Source organism: Streptomyces sp. NPDC055749, assembly GCF_053617235.1.
On the sequence record NZ_JBSHFH010000032.1, the window covers coordinates 46,907 to 66,532 of the forward strand.

Annotated in this window: 18 protein-coding genes; 7 read left to right on the top strand and 11 right to left on the bottom strand. The window is 69.6% G+C overall.

The window, feature by feature from the left end:
- Nucleotides 1-40: 40 nt before the first annotated feature.
- The 5 genes from ACWGO0_RS23290 to ACWGO0_RS23310 form a co-directional block, all read right to left on the bottom strand.
- Nucleotides 41-1,345, bottom strand: coding sequence for an ABC transporter substrate-binding protein (locus ACWGO0_RS23290; RefSeq protein WP_453538167.1), 1,305 nt, complete (start codon nucleotides 1,343-1,345; stop codon nucleotides 41-43).
- Between the two features lie 114 nt (nucleotides 1,346-1,459).
- Nucleotides 1,460-2,548 (bottom strand): substrate-binding domain-containing protein, encoded by a 1,089-nt coding sequence (locus ACWGO0_RS23295; RefSeq protein ID WP_453538170.1) that lies wholly within the window; start codon nucleotides 2,546-2,548, stop codon nucleotides 1,460-1,462.
- A gap of 117 nt (nucleotides 2,549-2,665) precedes the next feature.
- Nucleotides 2,666-4,684, bottom strand: a complete 2,019-nt coding sequence (locus ACWGO0_RS23300; protein ID WP_453538173.1) for a hypothetical protein — start codon at nucleotides 4,682-4,684, stop codon at nucleotides 2,666-2,668.
- Nucleotides 4,685-4,746: 62 nt separating this feature from the next.
- Nucleotides 4,747-5,361 carry a heparin lyase I family protein gene (locus ACWGO0_RS23305; protein ID WP_453538176.1) on the bottom strand — a complete coding sequence of 205 codons (615 nt, stop codon included), beginning with the start codon at nucleotides 5,359-5,361 and terminating at the stop codon, nucleotides 4,747-4,749.
- 526 nt (nucleotides 5,362-5,887) lie between these two features.
- Nucleotides 5,888-6,721: a helix-turn-helix domain-containing protein gene (locus ACWGO0_RS23310; RefSeq protein WP_453538179.1), complete on the bottom strand. Its 834-nt coding sequence runs from the start codon at nucleotides 6,719-6,721 to the stop codon at nucleotides 5,888-5,890.
- Between the two features lie 100 nt (nucleotides 6,722-6,821).
- Here ACWGO0_RS23310 and ACWGO0_RS23315 point away from each other — a divergent pair, with 100 nt between their 5' ends.
- Nucleotides 6,822-7,691, top strand: a complete 870-nt coding sequence (locus ACWGO0_RS23315) for a phytanoyl-CoA dioxygenase family protein (RefSeq protein ID WP_453538182.1) — start codon at nucleotides 6,822-6,824, stop codon at nucleotides 7,689-7,691.
- A 584-nt stretch (nucleotides 7,692-8,275) separates the two neighbouring features.
- Here the strand turns inward: ACWGO0_RS23315 and ACWGO0_RS23320 are convergent.
- From ACWGO0_RS23320 to ACWGO0_RS23330, 3 genes are read right to left on the bottom strand one after another with little or no spacing between them, the layout of a single operon-like run.
- Nucleotides 8,276-8,620 carry an Asp23/Gls24 family envelope stress response protein gene (locus ACWGO0_RS23320; RefSeq protein ID WP_453538185.1) on the bottom strand — a complete coding sequence of 115 codons (345 nt, stop codon included), beginning with the start codon at nucleotides 8,618-8,620 and terminating at the stop codon, nucleotides 8,276-8,278.
- Nucleotides 8,617-9,309: a hypothetical protein gene (locus tag ACWGO0_RS23325; RefSeq protein WP_453538188.1), complete on the bottom strand. Its 693-nt coding sequence runs from the start codon at nucleotides 9,307-9,309 to the stop codon at nucleotides 8,617-8,619. The genes ACWGO0_RS23320 and ACWGO0_RS23325 overlap by 4 nt, the downstream gene beginning before the upstream one ends.
- Entirely contained in the window at nucleotides 9,300-9,887 is a 588-nt protein-coding gene (locus tag ACWGO0_RS23330; RefSeq protein ID WP_453538191.1) for an RNA polymerase sigma factor, read from the bottom strand. Before ACWGO0_RS23330 ends, ACWGO0_RS23325 begins: the two co-directional genes overlap by 10 nt.
- Nucleotides 9,888-10,130: 243 nt before the next feature.
- Between ACWGO0_RS23330 and ACWGO0_RS23335 the strand changes: the two genes are divergently transcribed.
- Genes ACWGO0_RS23335 through ACWGO0_RS23350 form a run of 4 tightly spaced genes read left to right on the top strand, consistent with a single transcriptional unit; the run spans nucleotide 10,131 to nucleotide 12,387 of the window.
- On the top strand, nucleotides 10,131-10,637 hold the full coding sequence (locus tag ACWGO0_RS23335) for an Asp23/Gls24 family envelope stress response protein (RefSeq protein ID WP_453538194.1): 507 nt from the start codon (nucleotides 10,131-10,133) through the stop codon (nucleotides 10,635-10,637).
- Nucleotides 10,638-10,694: 57 nt separating this feature from the next.
- Complete coding sequence (locus ACWGO0_RS23340; RefSeq protein WP_453538197.1) at nucleotides 10,695-10,880, top strand: hypothetical protein; 186 nt, start codon at nucleotides 10,695-10,697, stop codon at nucleotides 10,878-10,880.
- Nucleotides 10,877-11,836: a DUF6286 domain-containing protein gene (locus ACWGO0_RS23345; protein WP_453538200.1), complete on the top strand. Its 960-nt coding sequence runs from the start codon at nucleotides 10,877-10,879 to the stop codon at nucleotides 11,834-11,836. The genes ACWGO0_RS23340 and ACWGO0_RS23345 overlap by 4 nt, the downstream gene beginning before the upstream one ends.
- Nucleotides 11,833-12,387 carry a hypothetical protein gene (locus tag ACWGO0_RS23350; protein ID WP_453538202.1) on the top strand — a complete coding sequence of 185 codons (555 nt, stop codon included), beginning with the start codon at nucleotides 11,833-11,835 and terminating at the stop codon, nucleotides 12,385-12,387. Before ACWGO0_RS23345 ends, ACWGO0_RS23350 begins: the two co-directional genes overlap by 4 nt.
- 56 nt (nucleotides 12,388-12,443) lie before the next feature.
- On the opposite strand, the gene ACWGO0_RS23355 is transcribed toward ACWGO0_RS23350, so the two are convergent.
- The 3 genes from ACWGO0_RS23355 to ACWGO0_RS23365 are packed head-to-tail and all read right to left on the bottom strand — an operon-like array spanning nucleotide 12,444 to nucleotide 15,327.
- Nucleotides 12,444-13,211, bottom strand: a complete 768-nt coding sequence (locus tag ACWGO0_RS23355) for an alpha/beta hydrolase family protein (protein ID WP_453538205.1) — start codon at nucleotides 13,209-13,211, stop codon at nucleotides 12,444-12,446.
- Entirely contained in the window at nucleotides 13,208-14,038 is an 831-nt protein-coding gene (locus tag ACWGO0_RS23360; RefSeq protein WP_453538208.1) for a DUF1295 domain-containing protein, read from the bottom strand. The genes ACWGO0_RS23355 and ACWGO0_RS23360 overlap by 4 nt, the downstream gene beginning before the upstream one ends.
- Complete coding sequence (locus ACWGO0_RS23365; RefSeq protein WP_453538210.1) at nucleotides 14,038-15,327, bottom strand: class I SAM-dependent methyltransferase; 1,290 nt, start codon at nucleotides 15,325-15,327, stop codon at nucleotides 14,038-14,040. Before ACWGO0_RS23365 ends, ACWGO0_RS23360 begins: the two co-directional genes overlap by 1 nt.
- A gap of 553 nt (nucleotides 15,328-15,880) precedes the next feature.
- Here ACWGO0_RS23365 and ACWGO0_RS23370 point away from each other — a divergent pair.
- Together ACWGO0_RS23370 and ACWGO0_RS23375 are read left to right on the top strand one after the other, a co-directional pair.
- A complete protein-coding gene (locus ACWGO0_RS23370; protein WP_453538213.1) occupies nucleotides 15,881-17,449 on the top strand; it encodes a pectate lyase family protein in 1,569 nt (522 codons plus the stop codon).
- Nucleotides 17,450-17,896: 447 nt separating this feature from the next.
- Nucleotides 17,897-19,594: a class I adenylate-forming enzyme family protein gene (locus ACWGO0_RS23375; RefSeq protein ID WP_453538216.1), complete on the top strand. Its 1,698-nt coding sequence runs from the start codon at nucleotides 17,897-17,899 to the stop codon at nucleotides 19,592-19,594.
- The last annotated feature ends 32 nt before the right edge of the window (nucleotides 19,595-19,626 follow it).

The following is a 19,626-nucleotide window of genomic DNA, read 5'->3' on the forward strand; positions in this document are numbered from 1 at the left end:
CGGGGCAGGGGCGGGCATCGGCTCACCGGGGATTCGCGTACTACGGGGCGAGCTTCATCCCGCGCCGCTCCATATCCTCGACGGTGGCCTTCTGCGCACCGGTGAGGACGTCGACGAGCTTCACCTTGCCCTCGGCGACCTTCGGAAGCTGGTCGACGATCGCCGTGTTCGTCGTTCCCATGACGGGGCCCCACGTCCAGCCGGGCACGATCGCGTCGTAGGACTCGCTGCCCACGCCGTACACGTCCTGACCGCCGAAGTAGTCGGTGGAGAAAGCGGCCTTGGTGACCGGAACGAGCTTCGGGTCGGCGGGGAACATGCTGCTCGTACCGGAGGAGACCCAGGCCTTCATGCCCTCGGGGTCAGTGGTGATCCACTTGATGAACTCCGCCGCGGCGCCGCTGTTCTTGGCGCCCTTCGGGATGACGAAGGACGAGCCGCCGTACATGGCGGAGGCCGGCTTGCCGCCCCACGTCGGGACAGGGGCCACCGACCACTTGCCCGCCTGGTCGGCCACGGTCGCCTGCTGGGCTCCCGCACACCAGCTCGCACAGACGTAGGCGACGGTCCGGCTCTGCTGGACGCTCGTCCAGAACGGGTCGAGCGAGCTCAGCGAGTGGACGAGGTCCTGCTTGGCCAGGTCGCCCCAGTAGTCGGCCACCTTCCGGGAAGGAGCGTCGTCGAGCGATACCTTCCAGGCGTCCTTCTCCGTGCCGAACCACTTGCCCCCGGCCTGCCAGGCAAGGGCCGTCAGCAGTCCCGGGTTGTCCGTGTACAGGACGCCGCCGCGGGCCTTCGGGTCGGCCTTCTTCACCTGCCCGGTCATGTTCCGGTACTCGTCCCACGTCTTCGGGACGTCGATCTTGTTCGTCTTGAAGAAGTCGTCGCGGTAGTACAGCATCAGCGGCGCGGCATCGCGGGGAACACCCCACGTCTGGCCGCCCAGCTCGACCAACTGCTGTGTGGACTCCGGGAAGTGGTCGTCGACCAGCGGGCCGAGCCTGTCGCCCAGGTCCTCCAGTTTGCCCTGCGTGGCGAACTCCGGCAGCTGGGGATACTCGACCACCGCGACGTCCGGTACGGTCCCGGCCTTCACGGCGTTCGTGAGCTTGGAGTAGTACTCCTGGCCCGAGGGCACCGACTCGAAGGTCACCTTGATGCCCGGGTGGGTCTTGTTGAAGGCCTTCGCCACCTCGTCGGAGCCCTTGACGAAGGACCAGAAGGTGACTTCCCCGGTCTTCTTCTCCGCCGCGGAACCCCCACTGTCCGAGCCGCCACACGCTGTGGCGAGAAGGCCGAGTGCCGCGACGGAGCAGACGAGCGCTGTCAGTCGTCTACGAAACATGATGTGCCACCGATCGTTCGCTTGGGTGTCACCGCAATCATTCGTTACGTACGACAGCTAGTCAATGCATTCACTTTCGTTTTTTTGGAAACGAAGCCATATGGCATCACATGGTTAAGCGTTGCCTCGGCGGTCGGCGCCACAGGACGCACGCACCCGCAGTTCCGGGCGGAGCAGGATCTCGGCCAGCGGCGTGGACGGGTCGGAAAGCCGGCGTACCGCCAGGTCGAGGGCCCACGCCCCCACAGCCTGCTTGGGGGGAGCCACCGCGGTGAGAGGGACCTCGCTGAGCTCGGCGACCTCGTCGTCGTAGGTGACCAGGGCCAGATCCTCCGGGACGCGTACGCCCCGTGCGCGCAGGATGCCGACGAGCGCGATGGCATCGATGTCGTTGTGCACGAGCGCTGCCCGGAACTCACCGGCTTCCACGGCCCGTACGACTTCCTCGAAACGCGCGTCGGCCGGAGCCGCGTCACCACTGGTGGTGATGCGGTACTCCGGCCCGGGCGTCAGCCCCATGGCTTCCACGGCGTGGGCGTATCCGACGCTGAGGAGAGCCGTGTTGGGGCTCTCGGCCCTGGCGACCAGGGCCACCTTGTCGTGCCCGAGCCCGGCAAGGTGACGTACCGCCAGCGCCGCTCCGTAGGCGTGGTCGGAGGCCACCTGTTCCAGCCGCCCGGCCCGTATCCCCGCCCGGCGCTCCACCAGGACAGCCGGTACCTCAAGGCTGCTGAGCCACTCCTCGGCCTCGTCCACCGGGCGCAGACCCGGGTGCAGCATCAACAGCAGGCTGTCGATGCCGCCCGCCATGAGCTGGCGGACCTGCTCCTGGTTCTCCGACAGGGACTCGCCGGAGACGGCGAGTACGACACGTACGCCGCGCGAGCGGGCCGCGTTCTGCACACCGCGGATCACCTCCGCGTAGTAGTAACCGCCCGGAGGCACCACAAGACCGATGGCGTACTGCTCCGTGGCAGGCTGCACCGCGGGGGCAGAGGCATCGGCCGGGGCGGGTTCGGCAGGGGCCAGGGCCCTGGCGCCGCCGTGCACGCGGGTCAGCAGTCCCCGGCCGGCCAGCTCCCGTACGTCCTGGCGCAAGGTGACGGCGGAGACGCCCATCTCCGCCGCCAGATCCTTGACCGTGATCGAACCCTGCCGCTCCACAGCACGCAGGATCGCTTCCCGCCGCTCGTCAGCCAACACCTTCAGTCCCCTCTCGATAGCGAGTGAGTGAGTCGTACTCTTTCACTCGACAACCGAAAGATATCAATCAAAGGTCAACATTGGCCTGGACCGGCGGATTTCACAGACATCCGCAGGTCACTGCGAAGGCCGGTCGTCGACCGCGACGAGGTTGTGGCCGCGCAGCGTGTAGATCAGGCCCTCGTGGACGTTGAGATGCGGGCCGCTGTACCAGGCGCCGTTGATGTCCGCGACGACGGTGCTGACGGCGAACGTCTTGGGGTCGAAGCGGAAGAGCGTGGTGTCCGACACGCCGTAGACCACACCACGGTTGGTGACCAGGGCGGCGAAGGACTTGCTGACGCCGCTCACGTCAGCGGTGTGCACCACCTTCCGGGTCCTCAGATCGATGACGAACGACCTGCCCTTGACGGTGAGCCCGTAGAGGTTCTTGCCCTGCACCGCCAGGGCCGCCACACCCGCCGTCTGCTGCGTGTCGACGCGCCAGTGCTCGGTGCCGGTGACCGGATCGACGGCGACGACCGTGGCGCGCGGTCCCGTCCTGGAGGTGTTGTCGCCGCCCAGGTAGGCGATGCCGTCCCGGTTGGCCACCGCCCGGACGAGCTGGACGTCGTCGATCGGATTGACGTACGAGGCCGACTTTCCGGTGCCGGGGGAGTACGTCCACAGGGCGCCGCCGCCCTCGGTGTCGGACTGCACGCCGACGAGGAGCAGCTCGTTGAGCGGGTCCCACGTGGTGTCCAGCGGCCTGTTCTGCTCGCTTGGGAAGTTCGCGGCCTGATGCGGCTGCTGCCGCCCGGAAGGGTCGTACCGCCAGATGCCCTGCGAGCTGTACTGGCCGGTGTACAGGACGCCTTCGATCACTTCGGCGTCCTTGGCCTCACCGGGCGCCCGCAGATTCACGACCTCGCCGGTCCGCAGGTTGCGCCGGGAGATGGCGCCGTTGCCGCCGAGATAGACGTACCCGCGGCCGGCGGCGACGCCCATGCCCGCCTGCGGGCTGGCCTTCGCGCCCGCCTCTTGCAGATCGGTGACCACCGACGTCCTGGCCGACACATCGATCTCGGCGACGAAGCCGTAGCCCGAGACGACCGCCAGCTTCCCGTCGACGTGGTCCAGGCCCCAGATCTCACCGAGGTCCGGTCCCGTGAACTCCACGGGGGAGATCGTCCTGTCCGCCTTCGAGTAGGCGCTCACCCCCGACGTGGACGCGAAGTAGAACCGCTTGTCGTCGGCGGCGAACGTCTTGACGACCTTCCCCTGTGTGGGCGCCACGGTGTACGAGGAGAGGTCCTTGAGGTCCATCACGGCCAGGTTCGCGGGAGCGACTCCGCCCGAGGTTCCGGCGACCAGGTGGCCCCCCACGACGGCGAGTTCCCGGATCTCGGTGTCCTTCTCCAGCTCCTTGGGCACGACCGAGGTGAACGTGCGGGCCTGTCGGTCATAGGCGAACAGAGACGCCTTGCTCGCGGTGCTCCCGCCGGAGAGGATGCTGCCCGCCCCGAAGAAGACCGTCGTCTCCGTGGCCGCGAGCGCCCGGGAAAGGGTCGCCTTCGGGTCGGGGACGCCGAGGTTGGTGACAGCACCGGTGGCCGGGTCGTACTGCCACAGGGCGGGCGCCTTCCCCGGTATGCCGCCAACGGCGTACACAGTCCCGTCGGGGGCGACCGCCAGCTTGCGGATGTCGCGGTCCTCGGTCCTGCCGATGCCCACGGCAGGCTTGTCCGGCGTATTCAAGTCCCACCGGTAGAGATTCGGCTTGCCCTGGTCACCCTTGAGCAGGACGCCGATATAGAGGTGCTGACCGGTGGGGTCCACCGCGAGCGCCTGGATCGAAGGCTCGGGCGCTGCGTCGAGCTGGGTGGACGCCACCACCTTCCGGCTCGGCAGATGGAACGCGATCACGCTGGAGGGCTGCATGTTGCGTGACCCGATGTAGACGGTGTCGCCGACCCGCAACCCGCTCATCAGCGAGAACTGGACCAGACCCGGCCCCAGATCGGTCACCGTCGTGGACAGCTCACCCGCGGCGGCGCTGCGCTGTCCGGCAAGCATGGATCCGGCGGCCGTCGCCAGCCCGAGCGCGCCGCCGGCCTGGAGCACTCGGCGCCTGCTCAGGAAAGTTGAGTCGTTCATCTGTGTACTCCACGAGGTATTGAGTCTGCGGTTTCAGGTCGGGACGTCAGGGCGTGAGGAGGTCAGGACAGGTCGAGAACGCGGATGTCGTCGTGCTGGACGATCCGCGTGGGTACGTCACCGTTCGCGATCGACTGCGAGGGACGGTAGAGGCCCCACTTGATGTAGCCGTGGTCGGCCGGATTCACCGGCTGATAGGTGCGCACGTTGTTGTACGAGACAACCGGCTTGTAGCCGGACTGCCCCGGAAGTTTTACGGAGACCTTGAAGTAGCCGGTCTCGTCGGTGGTCCAGCGGGCATCCACGCGGAAATTCATCCACTGGTTGACGAGGGGGCGGAAATCCGCGACAACGGCCGTCTGCTGGTTCAGATGCGGCGACCTGAACGCCACCTCGTTGCGCTTCGTCATGAGGTAGAACGCCGGGACGTTGCCACCCCCGTACTTGCCCTGGAAGATGATGTCGCCCGAGGCGCTGTCACCCGGCTGGTACGTCTGCCAGTCCTTCAGCAGGACGCTGAACTCGTAGCGCTGCTCGTCACCCACGTCGAAGCGCCCGGATTCGAGCAGGTCCGTGGCGCTCTCGCTGCGCGGTGCGCCGTTGGACTCGTACGCCGGATCGCCGAGCGTCACCTTGTGCTGAACCGCGTACGAGCCCGCGTGCCCGGGCTGCACCATGCCGGAAGCGTCCGGCGCTGTCGCCTTCGAAGTGGAAAGGCCTTCCACTCCCGAGTTCAGGGTTCCGCTCTCGTAATTGACCCGGAGTTTCTCTGTTTCCGGCTCTGCTTCCGCGGAATTGGCGAGCACGACGGGAACCAGCAATGCTCCGGCGCAGAATGTGAGCGTTACCTTGCCAAGCTTGATCATTTCACTCCTCGATATCGTGGGGATTACGAGAGACCTGTCGAGTGGGGGGCTTCCTCGGACCGTGGACGTTCGGCGCGATCACACGATGTGGCCGTAACCCTGACGGCGAAGTGACATCACTTGACCTCACTTTGGCCGCGGTTCGCGCTGGGTGCATGCTGACACGGTTCCGAAGGAAAGCGGAAGACCGGCGACCGAGATTGATTTAAGTCAAGGCATCTCAGGCTTCAAGCCATGGTTTCGCACTCTTGGGTGCCACTTTGCCCATCGAATCTACTGCTCCACTGGCCTTGCGAATGTCGTCGTTCGAAGGGATGTGATGCTCGGCGGCTGGCCGTCAGGGCTTCCGCTGCCCGCGAAAGACCGAGGGCGCGACGCCCACATGCCGGGTGAAGACCCGGGTGAAGTAGGCGGGGTCGGGGTAGCCGACGTCCCGGGCGATGAGGGAGACGGGGCGGTCGGTGTCGGCCAGGAGGGTCTTCGCGCGATCGATCCTGCTCCGCATCACATAGACCGTGGGTGTCGAGCCGGTCATCCGGCGGACCGCGGCGGCGAGGGTGTCGCGGGAGACCGACAGCTCCCTGGCTATCGCGCTGATGCGGACAGGGCCCTCCGTGTCGTCGAGCAGCCGCACGGCGCGCCTGCCGAGATCCCGTTGCGTGTGCCCCGGTTCGGCGGGCTTCCTGCGGCCGGTCCCGACCGCGGCGATCAGCGCGTGCAGGGAGCCGGCGGCTGTCGCATGGCGGTCGAGCGACTCCGGAAGGGACAGCAGGTCCAGCAACCGTACGCACAAGGCGTGGGCCTCGACGGCTTCGGCGGGCTCGACGACCGGGACGGCCGCCCCCAGATAGCCGAGCTTCGCGTACGCCGTCGCTGCGGGCCCCTCGAACAGGACCCAGTGCTCGTCCCAGCCGTTCGCCGAAGGGCCGTAGGAATGACGGACGCCGGGGGGCAGCCAGAAGAACGATCCGGCCCGCACCTCATGCCGTCCTGGATACCCGTCGAGTTCCAGGGAGCCCGAACCCCGCGTCACCAGTACTCCGGCGTGACAGCTCAGCACCCGGTCCACCCGCGAAGTGTCCTGGCCGAGGATGCGTCCTGCCCCGGTCACGGCGATTCCAAGCGCCTGCACGCCCTCCGGCGGTGTGCGGTAATGCGCCACGGACTCCACGTGCACCCTCCAGTCGACAGTCGTCCCCGTCGACAATCGTCCAAGTTTCTGCGGAATCAGTACATGGTCCCTCGTCAGGGCGGGCCGAGAGCATGGAACCATGAACGCTGAACGTCTAACCCTCACTTCCAACGGCTACCGCCTGGACCACCGCAGGGTCGGCAGGCTGGAGCCCGTCCCCGACGCCGAACTCCGTGATCCGGGGCTCCTGCGGGAACGTCTCGCCCGCGACGGCTGTCTCTACCTGCCGGGATTCTTCGACCGCGCGGTGATCGAGGGATTTCGCCGCCACTACTTCGCCACCCTGGCGGACAGCGGACTGATCCGCCCGGGTTCCGACCCGGGTGAGGGCCTTGCCGGGGCTGCCGGAGATCTGGACCGCGGCCGTCTCCGGTCCCTTCTCTTCCAGCGGATCGTCCCCGGGCCGCAGTACGAGGCCCTGTGCCGGAACCCCGCGCTGGTCGCCTTCCACCAGCGGTTCTTCGGGACCGAGGAGCTCCACCTGCACCGACGCAAGATCATCCGCCATATCGGCCCCGGTGAATCCGGCGTCGGCACCGCCACCCAGGCCCACTACGACCTCGTATACCTGCGCGAGGGCACCGACCGGATCCTGTCCTCCTGGATTCCCCTGGGCGACTGCCCGGTGGCCCGGGGGCCGCTCATCTACCTTCAGGGCAGCCACCACCGCGTCCTGGCCGACGAGGCCGCCGGGCGTCTGCGGCGCCCCGCCGTGTCGATGACCGCCGACCTGCCCGCCCTGGCGGAGGAGTACGACTCACGCTGGCTCGTCACCGACTTCGCCGCGGGCGACCTCATGGTCCACAGCCCGCACATCATTCACGCCTCCCTCGACAACCACGACCCCGACGGCCGGTTCCGTCTGTCCACCGACATCCGCTACCAGGCCGCCGCGGACCCGATCGACGCGCGCTGGCAGAACCACTGGCATGACAAGGACGGCCTGTGAAGGCAGTCCGCCGTCAGCCCACGACGGGGGCGGTGAGCAGGAGATGGAGGATCAGGGACCAGCAGCCCGAAGCCACGGCCGCTGTGCGCCACCGGCGGCGGCGGAGCTTCGATACCGGGTCGGGCCGGCGGGGTCGTACCGGCGCGCCGCCATGCGGCGTTCGGATCACGAGGGGTGGAAGGGGTGGCAGCGGCACAAGCGGTGAAGGGGCATCAGGGCCTTTGGTGTCGCGTGCCGGGCAAGGTGCTGGGGGTGTCGAGGCGGCCAGGCCGGTCAGGAACACGGCGTAGGCCCTGCGACGCGCTCCCCGCGGGGAGGTGCGCCCCGACTCCCAGGCGCCCACGGTCGCAGTGGTCACCCCGAAGGCTTCCGCGACCTGGGGGCGCGTCAGCCCCCAGGTCTGGCGCAGGCTCAGGCGCGTCGACGGGGCGGGAAGAGCTGGCAGAACGGGGGCGGGGCGCCGGCTGCGTGGGGACGGCGGAGCAGCGAGAGAGCTTTTCATGTGCGGTATGACCATCGTTCCGGTCCGCCGTCATGCGGTGGGCCCGAATCTCACCCGTTCGGCGGGCGGACAGTACCGGGCGTCAGACGACCCCGGTCACGATCACCGTTGCCCGTAGCCTGCCGTCCCCCGAACCGTCCCTGCCCTCGATGACCGGTCGAGTTGCCTCCTCGACCGCGAGGCGTACCGCGCGCGTGACATCCAGCGCCCGGTACCCCCGTCGAACCGTCAGCCTGAGCTCGATGCTCCAGATGCCGTCCGCGGGGTTCCGGACCGCCCGGACCCCTTCGGGGCGCGCCTCGGTACGTTGGGCCACTGTGCGCAGCAGCCCCGTCAGGCTCGGTCGCAGGAAGGCGACTCCCGGCGTGGTGCGAGCGGCTGCGGCAGCCGAACGTTCCAGCTCGGTCCGGATGTCCTGCTGCGTCATCCCGCGCTCCCTTCCGGCCCGTGGTCCGTCCCGGCGTTCCCGCCGGGACCTGTGTCCGTGACCGTGTCGTCGTCCTCGTCGAGTACATCGACGACCCGCACGTCGATCTCCCTGATGTCCATGCCCAGCGCTCGGTCGGCCGCGGCGAACAGCGCGTCGCGCACCGCGTCGGCGGCCGTGGACAGCGCCCCCAAGGTGCACGCCACTTCCACGCGTACACGCATCGGGCCCCGCCCGTCGCCTGACCTGCCGCGGTCCGCGTCCAGGGGCAGGATCCGGCAGCTCCCGGTGCGGATTCCGGGCAGGCCGTCGGCGGCTGCCCGCAGTTCGCGCGCCGCGGCCGATTCGAAGATCCAGCCCGTGTCCTCGGGCTCCCCGCCCAGCGGAAGGGTGCGCCCCGGCCGCAGTTCCAGCCGCACGACATCCATGACACGCGCCGTCAGAGCGTCGGCTCCGGCAGGCGGGTCGACGTCGCGTGCCGTCCGCACCAGTGCGTCGAGGGCCCGCAGATCCGTCAGCGCCGCCGAGCAATGCGGGCAGGTGGCACGGTGCGAAGCCTCTTCCTCCGTACCGCTCTGAAAGTCGTCGGCGAGACCGGCCCAGACGCTCTCCAGGGACCGTCCGCAGGGCAGCAGCTCGTCATCGTCGCCCGCGCCGCCGACGGGCTGTGGGTTCGCGTTCAACGCCATTCGCTCATCGCCTCCGTCAGGTAGCGCCGTGCCCGGAAGATCCTGCCGCGCACCGCCGTCGTACTGATGCCGACGGCCTCCGCGATCTCGTCGTACGAGAGCAGGTGCAGCTCCCGCAGTACCCAGCATGCGCGCTGCTCGGGCGAGAGCGCGGCCAGGGCCGAGGTGAGGTCCGCGAGCGCGGCGTGCGTCTCGGCCGCGCGGGCGGGCGAACCCTCGCGCGGGGGAGCGGCGAGCTCCGGCACCGTATCGAGATCGGTCGTCGGACGCCGGGAACGGAGCCGGTTCAGACAACGGTTGGTGACGATCCTGTACATCCACGTGCGGAACGCGGCGTCGCCACGGAACTCCGGCAACTGCCGCCACGCGCTGACGAAGGCGTCCTGCACGGCGTCCTCGGCCTCGGCACGGTCCCCCAGCATCCGGGTCGCCAGGCCCAGCAGGTTCGGCCCGTGCCTGCGGACCAGGGCCTCGAAGGCAACCTCGTCGCCCTCGCCGGCCCGCACGGCGAGCAAGGCGTCGTCCGGCAAGGCCCTCTCGCGCGTGAGCCCGGGCGGCTCGTCCCTCAGCCCTGGCACTCGGCTGCTCCCTTCAATTCACTGTCCTCACGTCCTGCTGCTCCGTACGTCCGCGCCATGTACACGGCTGCGGGCGCGATCCGTTCGCTGCGCCTTGGACACGGCTGCGGGGAGAACATCACGCACCCGACGTGTGCGTGCGCCACCGCAAGAAACTTCTCGATGGCCGCGTGACGAATACCGGCTGCCCGTGTCCAACCAGCGACTCGGGTACGCGTATCGAAGACGGACAAGGAGAGCTCCATGGCACAGACAACTGTGGTCAACGAGGCAGGTACCGGTGAGGCGACGGCCAAGAGGAACGGCCGTGAGAACTCCACCACGCTCAGCGTGGGCAGCAGCGGTGTCGCCGAGCCGGCGGACAGCCGCGGCAAGACGTCCATCGCGGACCTGGTGGTGGTGAAGATCGCCGGAATGGCGACGCGGGAGATCCCGGGCGTCCACGACATGGGCGGCGGCCTTTCGCGGACCATCGGCGCGGTGCGCGATCGCGTCCCCGGCGGTCGCTCGAACGTCGGCCGGGGCGTCAAGGTCGAGGTCGGCGAGCGGCAGACGGCCATCGACATCGATCTGGTCGTCGAGTACGGCGTGCCGATCACCGACGTCGCCCGCGATGTCCGCGAGAACGTCATCGCGGCCGTCGAGCGCACGACGGGCCTGGAAGTCGTCGAGGTCAACGTCGCGGTGAACGATGTGCACCTGCCGGAAGACGCTCCTGAGCAGCAGAGCGGCGAGGCCCGGGTCGAGTAGCGGACCGGCGACGGAAGTCGCAGGTGACCGGCTGCCGACCCCTGAGTGAGGTGCGTGATGAGTAGATCCCTGGCGGGACTGGCTGTTGGCATGGCGTTGGGATTCGCCGCGTGGTTCGGCGGATTCGGAGCCTTCCTGCTGGTCGGGGCGTTGGGAGCGCTCGGCTGTGCGGCCGGGCGCCTGGTGGACGACGGTGTGGACCCGAGGGATCTCCTCGCGCGGTGGAACAGGGAGCGGCGATGAACGACCGGCCGCCGGGCGACCCGGTGCGATCTGCCGAACGCGGCTCCGTCACGATCGCGGACCGGGCGGTCCGCCGGATCGTGCAGCAGGCCGCCGTGGAGGTCCTGGCGGGTGCCGGGACCGTGCGGGAGGCATCCGTCGTACGACTCGGCCGGCAGAAGGCCCGTGTCGGCGTCGAACTCGAACTCGCCTACCCGGCCGACCTGGTGGAGCAGGGCGAGCGCGTTCAGCGTCATGTCGCCGACCGCGCGACGGCTCTGTCGGGTCTGGACGTCACGCGGGCCGATGTCGCGATCGGAGGCTTCTCGGCCGCTCCCGCGCTGGTGGTGAGAGCCCGCACGGCAGGTGACGATCCGGGTGGGCACGGCCCGTCCGCGAACTCCGGCGACTCCCACGAGGGAGGAAAGCCGCTGAGGGCGCGCCGGCCGTGGTCCAGCCGACGGCTCCCCGCCGCTTCGGTGGCACTCGCCGTGGCAACGGCCGCCGGGGTGGCCCTGGCCGGGATCGCGCGTGACGGGCTCACGCGCCCCGAACCACTGCGCGACGTACCCCTCACCGATGCGCGGTGGATCGCGGCGGGGGCGGCCGTGGCCCTGTTCGGCGCGGTCCTGGTGGTGCTCGCGGTCACGCCCGGACTGCGCAGACGGCTTCCCATGGCCCCACCCGAAGCGCACACCCGCGCCACCATCGACCGCTCGGCGGTCGGGCTCCTGCTGCGGGACGCCGTGATGACCGTCGACGGAGTGAGCGGGGTGCGGGTCCGCGCAGGCCGCCGGCGGGTCAGGGTCCGCGTGCTGGTCGGATACGGAGCAACGGACGGTGTGCGGCGAGCGGCCGAGTCGAGCGCTGCCGTCGCGGCGCGCGGTCTCGGTCTCGCTCGCATGCCCAGGCTCTCCGTCAAAGCGGTCCCGGACAAGCGATGGAGTCCACCGGCCGACAAGGAGGTCGCGTCATGAGCGCTCTGCGGCAGAAGGTGAACCGGCTCTCGCTGGCTGTGGTGGGCGGCGTGTCCGTCCTGGCGGGAGGATGGGTCGCTCTGACCGGGCAGGCCCGCCGGGGAACGCTGTCCTGGACACCTCCCGTCCGGCCCGGGGAGTTGATCGAGCGGTACGAACCGGGAACGGCCGCGGTTGCCGCCCCACTTGCGGTCCTGATGGCAGGGGCCTTGTGGTGGGGCGTGGCCCAGCTGCGGTCCACCGGTCCTTCGGCTCTCTCCCTGGGCTCCCCAGGGCTGCGAGTCCGCCGCCGGGGTCTGGCCCGCGCCATCGCCGCCGACCTCGGCGCCCTGCCTGGCGTCGAGACGGCCCGGGTGAGCCTGCGCGGACCCACGAAGGATTTCCGGGTCAGGGTCGGACTCCGGTTGGCGTCCGGAGCCCAACCGGCCGAAGTCCTCCGCCTCGCCGCCCAAGGGCCGCTGTCCCGGGCGCGTACGGTCCCGAACGCCCCGCACCTGCGCGCCGACATCCGTGTGACGGCACGGTCCCGGCGACCGCGAAGGACTCGCTGAGCGGAACACCTTCCCACCGTCTCCGGGGCGGTTCCACTCCCCGGAGCAGGACCGCTTCACGGCATCCGACGGCTTCTGCCGGGCAGGTCCTGAAGCACACGGTCCGCCGTGACCGGCGTGGTGTCGCCGCTCTGCGCCGCAGTCACGCTGGGAAGCAGGGGCCCTGTGCCGAGGACACCGGCGGCCAGGTATGCGGTCAGCCGGTGCCAGGTGGCCGCGTCGCGCAGCATGGTGTGCCCACCGGTCGGCATGGCGATGCCGCATGCCTGCGCCCCCGCGTCCCGGGCCCTTCCGACGAAGTCCCAGGAGTCGTGGGCGTCGGTCACGCGGTCCTGCTCGTCGTGGAGGACGACGACGTGTTTGCCCCGGAGGTGTGCGACGGGTTCGCCCGGTGGGCACCACGGTGCCAGGGCCACCACCCCGCTGACATCGGAGTGCCCGGCCACACGCAGGGCCGCCCTGGCACCCATGGAGTGTCCGACCAGCACGACGGGCCTGCGCGGGGCGAGGAGCGTCAGTTGGCCGAGTGCCTCGACTGCGTCGTGTACGGGGTCGCTGCGCGATCCGTTCCATCCGCGGTGGCGGTAGTTCACCGTGGCCAGCAGCAGACCGTGAGTCCGGGACGCCTTCAGGATCGCGCTGCCGAACGGCCTCATGCGCAGGCCGGGCAGATTGAGGAGTGGCGGTGGCGTCAGCGCGTCCGACCGGCCGCCGTGCAGGAGGAGCACCGCTCCCTCGGCCGCGGCCGGCACGACGAGTGCGCGCAGGGCGCGATGCCCGTCGGCGTCCCTCGCCGCGTACCGCATGCCGTGAGCTGCCGTCATGCGCCGTGCCGATTCTCTTCGACCGGACGGCGGCGGGGTGGGCGTGGGAAGAAGCCGCTCGTACGGGCCACATACTCGGCGTATCCGGGGCGGCCGGTCATGTGGTTCTCCAGCAGCCGTTTACCGCTTCCCATGGTCAGGAGAAGAGTCATCACGACGGGCGAGACGACAGCTACGGCCGCGGCCTGCCAGGCACCGCACGCCATGAGGAACAGGCCCCACCAGACGAGGAAGTCGCCGAAGTAGTTGGGGTGGCGCGTCCAGCTCCACAGGCCGCGGTCCATGACGCGTCCGCGGTGGGCCGGATCGGCCTTGAAACGGGCGAGCTGGAAGTCCCCGACCCCTTCGAAGGCGAGCCCCGCCGCCCACAGCACCAGACCCGCGATCCCGAGTGCCCCGAACGGCTCGGGCACGTACTGCGCCGCCTGGACCGGCAGGGAGATCAGCCACACCAGCGCCGCTTGCAGCAGATACACCTTGCGCAGGGCGTACAGCGTGCGGTTTCCGGGCGCCTTGGCCAGGATGCGCTCGTAGCGGGGGTCCTCACCGTGCCCGTGTCCGCGCCACGCGATGTGGGCGGAGAGCCGCACACCCCACAGGGCGGTCGCGATGGTGATCAGCAGACGCGTCGTGTCGTCACCGTGGCCGGCCGACATCACGTACGAGACAACGGCCACCGCCGTGAAGGACAGACCCCAGGCGACGTCCACGAGCCGGTGCAGGCCCTTGGCCGAGGCCACGACGAACACGACGAGCATGACGGCGAGGGCGGCGCCGGCGGCCGGCGCCAGATTGGCGGCGAAGGCCGCCCACGGATAGCCGCTCATCAAGACGCCTCCGTTCCGTACCAGTGGGACAAGGTGGCGGGCATGGCGGCGTCGCCGCTCCGCGTGGAGCGAACCGCGAGGATCTGGTCGACCCCCATGCGCCGTTCGGCGAACGCCAGACCGCTGCCGACGAGATAGAGACGCCAGACCCGCGCCGTCGGCTCACCGACCAGGGCCACGAAATCGTCCCAGCGCTCTTCCAGCGTGCGGTGCCAGGCGGCGATGGTCCAGGCGTAGTGCTCGCGCAACGACTCCACCGAGCGCACCTCGAGACCGGCCGATTCCAGCAGGTCGACCGTGCGGCCGACGGGACGCATGTGCATGTCGGGCGCGATGTACGTCTCGATGAAGGCCCCGCCTCCCGGCGCGTCCGCCCCGCGCGACATCTGCTGGACCAGCAGACGGCCACGCGGTCGCAGCAGACTGTGCAGACGCGCCGTGAACGCCGGGTACTCGGCGTCACCGACGTGCTCGCCCATCTCGATCGCACTTACGGCGTCGTACCCGCCGCCCTCGATGTCCCGGTAGTGGCGCAGTTCCACCTCCACCAGATCGGACAGACCCTGTTCCTCGATCCGCGCGGCCACGAACTCACGCTGCTCGGAGGACAGCGTCACCGCAGTGACCCGCACCTTGTACTCGCGCGCCGCGTGCAGGCTCAGTGCGCCCCACCCGCAGCCCACGTCCAGCATGCGCATCCCCTCGGTGAGCCCGAGCTTGCGGCAGATCAGATCCAGCTTGTCCCGCTGGGCGTCGGCCAGGTGGTAGCCCGGATCGTCCGGGCGGGCCCAGTAGCCGCAGGAGTACGCCATCGACTCGTCGAGCAGGAGGGCGTAGAAGTCGTTGGACATGTCGTAGTGGTGGCTGATGGCCGCCCGGTCACGGGCCCTGCTGTGCAGCGGGCCCCGGAGCCGGGCGCGCGCCGCTCCCGGAGCGGACGGACGGGGGCCGACCACCCTGAGCCGCAGCGCGGTCGCGGCGAATTCGGCCAGGTCCCCGGGGCGTGGCCGGGGGAGAGGTCCTTGGCCGCCGGCCTTCTGCCACACCGTGCTCAGGGCGGCGCCCAGATCTCCTTCGACGTCGATCTCCCCGGCGATGTAGGCATCGGCAAGCCCGAGCTCGTCCGGCCGCCACAGAAGGCGGCGCAGGGCGAGACGGGAGTGAAGGACGATGAGGGGAGCTCCGGGCGGGCCCGCCTCGCTGCCGTCCCACGCCCGCAGACGTACGGGTACGGAGCCGGGGAAGTACCGCCCGAGGAGCGTGAACAGACGGTCCGCGACGTGCGTCATCGTGCCTCTCCCTGTGCCGTCGTGCTCTCGGCCGGCAGCACGCCCGCAACGCCGTCGCCCACCACTGCTCTGTCCCGCTGTTTCATGATCACTCCGCTGCATGGTCCTTCCGGCGTTCGTGTTCGTGTCACACGACCGGTCAGTACCTATTCGCAGCGCGGGGGCCTTCGGATTGGTCCCCCGGTGCCTGTTCCGGGGCCGGCTGCTGCCTGAGTCGCTGGGCGGTCACCGGGTGCGTCCCGGCGCGATTCCAACCGCCTTTCGGGGCACGGTGGTTCAGGTGGAAGTAGCGGGTCCCGGAGCCTTGCCAGCCCAACAGAAGCCACCCTAAGCTGCGCGATAGAAAGCGCTTTCCATCCCGTGGGGATCCCTCGGCATGTTCCGGCAGCCTCGAACTCCGGTCCTTGGCGCTGCAGTCGACCCGATCAGATCGAGAACAGCTCCCGTGCACGGGAGCCGATGAGGGCTGCGCGGAGACAGGCCGGCAGCCGAAGGCACGCCCACGGAACGCCTCAGTGACCCCCGACATTCGAAGAGCAATGGAGAGACCAGAATGAGACGACCAGTCGTACTCCGACTCTGTGCGGCGCTGGCCACGACGGCCATGGCGGCTGCGGCCGGCGTGGTTCTTTCGACGCCCGCGGCGTCGGCAGCGACCGGCAGCGCCACCGGCTACGCCACCCAGAACGGTGGGACCACCGGCGGTACGGGTGGGCAGACGGTGCGGGCCACCACGGGGACCGCGATCCACGCGGCCCTGTGCGGCAGGGCGAGCAGCAGCACCCCGATCACCATCGAGGTCGAGGGAGTCGTCAACCACGGCAACACCGCCAAGGTGTCCGGCGACAGCTGCTCCACCGCCGACGGCGTCATCGAGCTCAAGCAGATCAGCAACGTCACCATCGTCGGGGTCGGCAGCGGAGCCGTCTTCGACCAGCTGGGCATCCACATCCGCGACTCCAGCAACATCATCATCCAGAACGTGACCGTCCGGAACGTCAAGAAGTCGGGCTCGCCCACGTCCAACGGCGGCGACGCCATCGGCATGGAGAGCAACGTCCGCAACGTCTGGGTCGATCACACCACCCTGGAGGCGTCGGGCGGGGAGTCGGAAGGGTTCGACGGCCTCTTCGATATGAAGGACAACACGCAGTACGTCACCCTGTCGTACAGCACCCTGCGCAACTCCGGCCGCGGTGGCCTCGTCGGGTCGAGTGAGAGCGACCTGTCGAACGGCTTCATCACCTACCACCACAACCTGTACGAGAACATCGACTCCCGTGCGCCCCTGCTGCGTGGCGGTACGGCCCACATCTACAACAACTACTACACGAGCCTCAACGAGTCCGGCATCAACTCCCGGGCCGGGGCGCGCGCCAAGGTGGACAACAACTACTTCAAGGACTCCAAGGACGTCCTGGGCACGTTCTACACCGACGCGGCCGGGTACTGGCAGGTCAGCGGGAACATCTTCGACAACGTGACCTGGTCCAGCCCCAGCAGCGAGAACAACCCCGCGGGCCCCGACCCGCAGTCCAACACGTCCGTCAGCATCCCCTACTCCTACAGCCTCGACGACGCCGGCTGTGTGCCGGACGTCGTGAGCCGTACGGCAGGCGCCAATAAGGGTCTGCAGGTGTCGAACGGCAGTTGCTCGCCGCAGACCCCGACGCCGGGGCCGACCACTCCCACGCCGGGGCCGACCACTCCCACGCCGGGACCGACGGAGCCCACGCCGGGACCGACCACGCCCGGCGGGACCAACCTCAGCATCGGGGCAGGCTCCGACGGCTCCAGCAAGGCCGACGGGACGAGCTACGGCAGCGTGCGGGACGGTGACCTGAACACCTACTGGTCGCCGGCCGGTTCGACCGGTTCGGTATCGGTCAAGTGGAGCTCTCCCACCGCCGTGTCCTCGGTCAACATCCGGGAGGCGGCGGGCTCCGCGGGCGGTATCGGGTCCTGGAGGCTCATCAACGCCGACACCGGCGCCGTCCTGACCTCCGGCAGCGGCGCAGGCGTCATCACCTTCGCCCGGACCTCGCTGCAGAAGATCACCTTCGAGATCACCGGTTCGACCGGCGTCCCGAAGGTCGCCGAGTTCGAGACGTACGCCGGGTAGCGGCCCGGGGGAAGCACTTCGCGGGCCGTCCTTCGGCGGTCATCGCGGTGCCGCCGGCGGGGGAGCAGGACTGTCCGAACCGGACGACTGCTCCGCCGTCGGTCGTCGCAGCACGCGGCGCGCGTGGGTCCTGAGTCCGGCGGACCGCGAAACGGGCGTGGAATCCGCCGGGATTCTGTGCCCGGCGCCATCCGGGAACCGCTGTGGTGTGAGTGGACACACCGTCTTGAGTCGTGGCTGGAAACGCATGCGCAGGTGCCTCATGGGAGCGCTTCCGCAGCGCAGGATCAGCATCTAGACACATCAGTTATTGAGGATTAACTTGACCGCCACTTGGTGAAGCCGTTGCCTTTGGTTGTCCATCCTCATTCGGATGCGCCCCGTGCACTTACGTGCTCTTCCGGGGTGGCGGTCATCTCGACAGGCATCAGGAGCACAGGAGTTCCCATGAGCAGAGCGTGGCCGAAGAACATGCCCCCGTCCCTGGACTACCCGAGCGTCGGAGTCGACCGGCTCCTCGCCGGTGCCGCGCGGTCCTTCGCCGATCGGATCGCTGTCCGCGACGGCGAGGAGACACTGACCTTCGCCGAGCTGTACGAGCAGGCGCTGCGCGTCGCGGGCGGGCTGCGTGAGCGGGGCGTCGCGCCCGGCGACGTCGTTGCCATGCATATGCCCAACTCGCTCTGGTACGTCGTCGCGTACTACGGCGCGATCTGCGCCGGGGCGACGGTGGCACCGGTCAACCCCGCCCAGCCCGTACGGGCACTCGTCGACCAGCTCCAGGACGTCGACGCCAGGGCGATCGTCACCCACCCCGCCTGCGCCGCCGCTCTCGTCGGCGCCGGTCTCCCGGGCGTACGGTTCACCGTCCACGTACCCGGCACGGCCGCAGCCCCCGCGCCGAGTGCCGCGACCGCGCCCCCGGCCGGTGTGCCACTCGCGGAGCTGCTCGCCGCCCCACCCCTGACCGGAGTCGTGAACGACCCCGACGGGCTCGCCCACCTCCAGCTGACCGGCGGCACCACGGGCCGATCCAAGGCCGTGCGCGTGCTCCACCGCAACGCGCTGGCCGCCGTCCTCCAGGCAGCGTGCCTGCGCGCGGCGACCCTGCCCGAACTGGACGAGGAGGGCGGCGTCTTCCTGCGGCCCGTTCCCGAGGCACTCAACGCGTACGCGCTGCCGGTGGGGGAAGGGGCCACCATCGCCGTCGCCCCCCTCTTCCACGGCATGGGGCTCGTCACCCAGAGCGTCAACCTCATCCTGGGGCAGACGACCATCATGGTCGCGGGGTTCAGCCCCGACGGCTTCCTGGCCGATGTCGAGCGCCACGGCGTCACCGCGATCACCGGGTCGCCCGCGATGTACTACGCCCTGCTCGCCAGCCCCGCCCTGGAGAAGCACGACTACTCCAAGGTGCTGATGGCAGTCTCCGGCGCCGCGCCGATCGACACCACCGCGCTGCACCGGCTCGCCGAGGTCTTCCCCAACGCGCTGGTATGCGAGGGGTACGGGCTCACCGAGGCGAGCATGGGTGTCGCGGGCGCTCCTCCCAACCCGACCTTCGCCACCCCGCTGGGCAGCGTCGGCATCGCCGTGTTCGACACACGCGTGGAGGTCCGCGCTGCGGACGCCGCCACCGTTCTGGGCGCCGGGGAGACGGGTGAGGTGTGGGTGCACGGCCCGCAGGTCGCCGACGGCTACCAGGGGCAACCGGAGCTGACCGCAGGGCAGTTCACCGACGGCTGGCTGCGTACCGGTGATATGGGGCGCCTCGACGAGCACGGGCATCTGTTCCTGGTCGGGCGGGCCAAGGACATGATCATCTACAAGGGTTACAACGTCTATCCGCAGCCCTTGGAAGAGATGCTGTGCGGCCACCCCGCAGTGGCACAGGCCGCGGTCGTCGGAGTCCCGAGCGCGAGTGCCGGTGAGATCCCGGCCGCCTTCGTCGTCCTGCGTCCCGGCGTCGAGGCGGCGGACGGACTCGCCGACGAGCTCATGGGACACGTGGCGGAGCAGGTCGCGCCGTACCAGAAGGTCCGTGTCCTGCGGGTGGTCGAGTCCCTCCCGCTCACGCCGACGGGCAAGATCCTCAAGACCGAACTGCGCGAGCGCCTGGCCGGGGAGCAGTCCGCGGGCAGTTGAGCGGGCGCGGGCGAACGTACTGCGGCGCCGGG

Coding starts and splice junctions, on each gene's coding strand:
- ACWGO0_RS23355 (WP_453538205.1), bottom strand. CDS start 13,211: ATGACGGCAGCTCACGGCATGCGGTACGCGGCGAGGGACGCCGACGGG.
- ACWGO0_RS23290 (WP_453538167.1), bottom strand. CDS start 1,345: ATGTTTCGTAGACGACTGACAGCGCTCGTCTGCTCCGTCGCGGCACTC.
- ACWGO0_RS23320 (WP_453538185.1), bottom strand. CDS start 8,620: ATGACGCAGCAGGACATCCGGACCGAGCTGGAACGTTCGGCTGCCGCA.
- ACWGO0_RS23370 (WP_453538213.1), top strand. CDS start 15,881: ATGAGACGACCAGTCGTACTCCGACTCTGTGCGGCGCTGGCCACGACG.
- ACWGO0_RS23315 (WP_453538182.1), top strand. CDS start 6,822: ATGAACGCTGAACGTCTAACCCTCACTTCCAACGGCTACCGCCTGGAC.
- ACWGO0_RS23375 (WP_453538216.1), top strand. CDS start 17,897: ATGAGCAGAGCGTGGCCGAAGAACATGCCCCCGTCCCTGGACTACCCG.
- ACWGO0_RS23325 (WP_453538188.1), bottom strand. CDS start 9,309: ATGGCGTTGAACGCGAACCCACAGCCCGTCGGCGGCGCGGGCGACGAT.
- ACWGO0_RS23360 (WP_453538208.1), bottom strand. CDS start 14,038: ATGAGCGGCTATCCGTGGGCGGCCTTCGCCGCCAATCTGGCGCCGGCC.
- ACWGO0_RS23340 (WP_453538197.1), top strand. CDS start 10,695: ATGAGTAGATCCCTGGCGGGACTGGCTGTTGGCATGGCGTTGGGATTC.
- ACWGO0_RS23305 (WP_453538176.1), bottom strand. CDS start 5,361: ATGGTGCAGCCCGGGCACGCGGGCTCGTACGCGGTTCAGCACAAGGTG.
- ACWGO0_RS23365 (WP_453538210.1), bottom strand. CDS start 15,327: ATGACGCACGTCGCGGACCGTCTGTTCACGCTCCTCGGGCGGTACTTC.
- ACWGO0_RS23345 (WP_453538200.1), top strand. CDS start 10,877: ATGAACGACCGGCCGCCGGGCGACCCGGTGCGATCTGCCGAACGCGGC.
- ACWGO0_RS23335 (WP_453538194.1), top strand. CDS start 10,131: ATGGCACAGACAACTGTGGTCAACGAGGCAGGTACCGGTGAGGCGACG.
- ACWGO0_RS23300 (WP_453538173.1), bottom strand. CDS start 4,684: ATGAACGACTCAACTTTCCTGAGCAGGCGCCGAGTGCTCCAGGCCGGC.
- ACWGO0_RS23350 (WP_453538202.1), top strand. CDS start 11,833: ATGAGCGCTCTGCGGCAGAAGGTGAACCGGCTCTCGCTGGCTGTGGTG.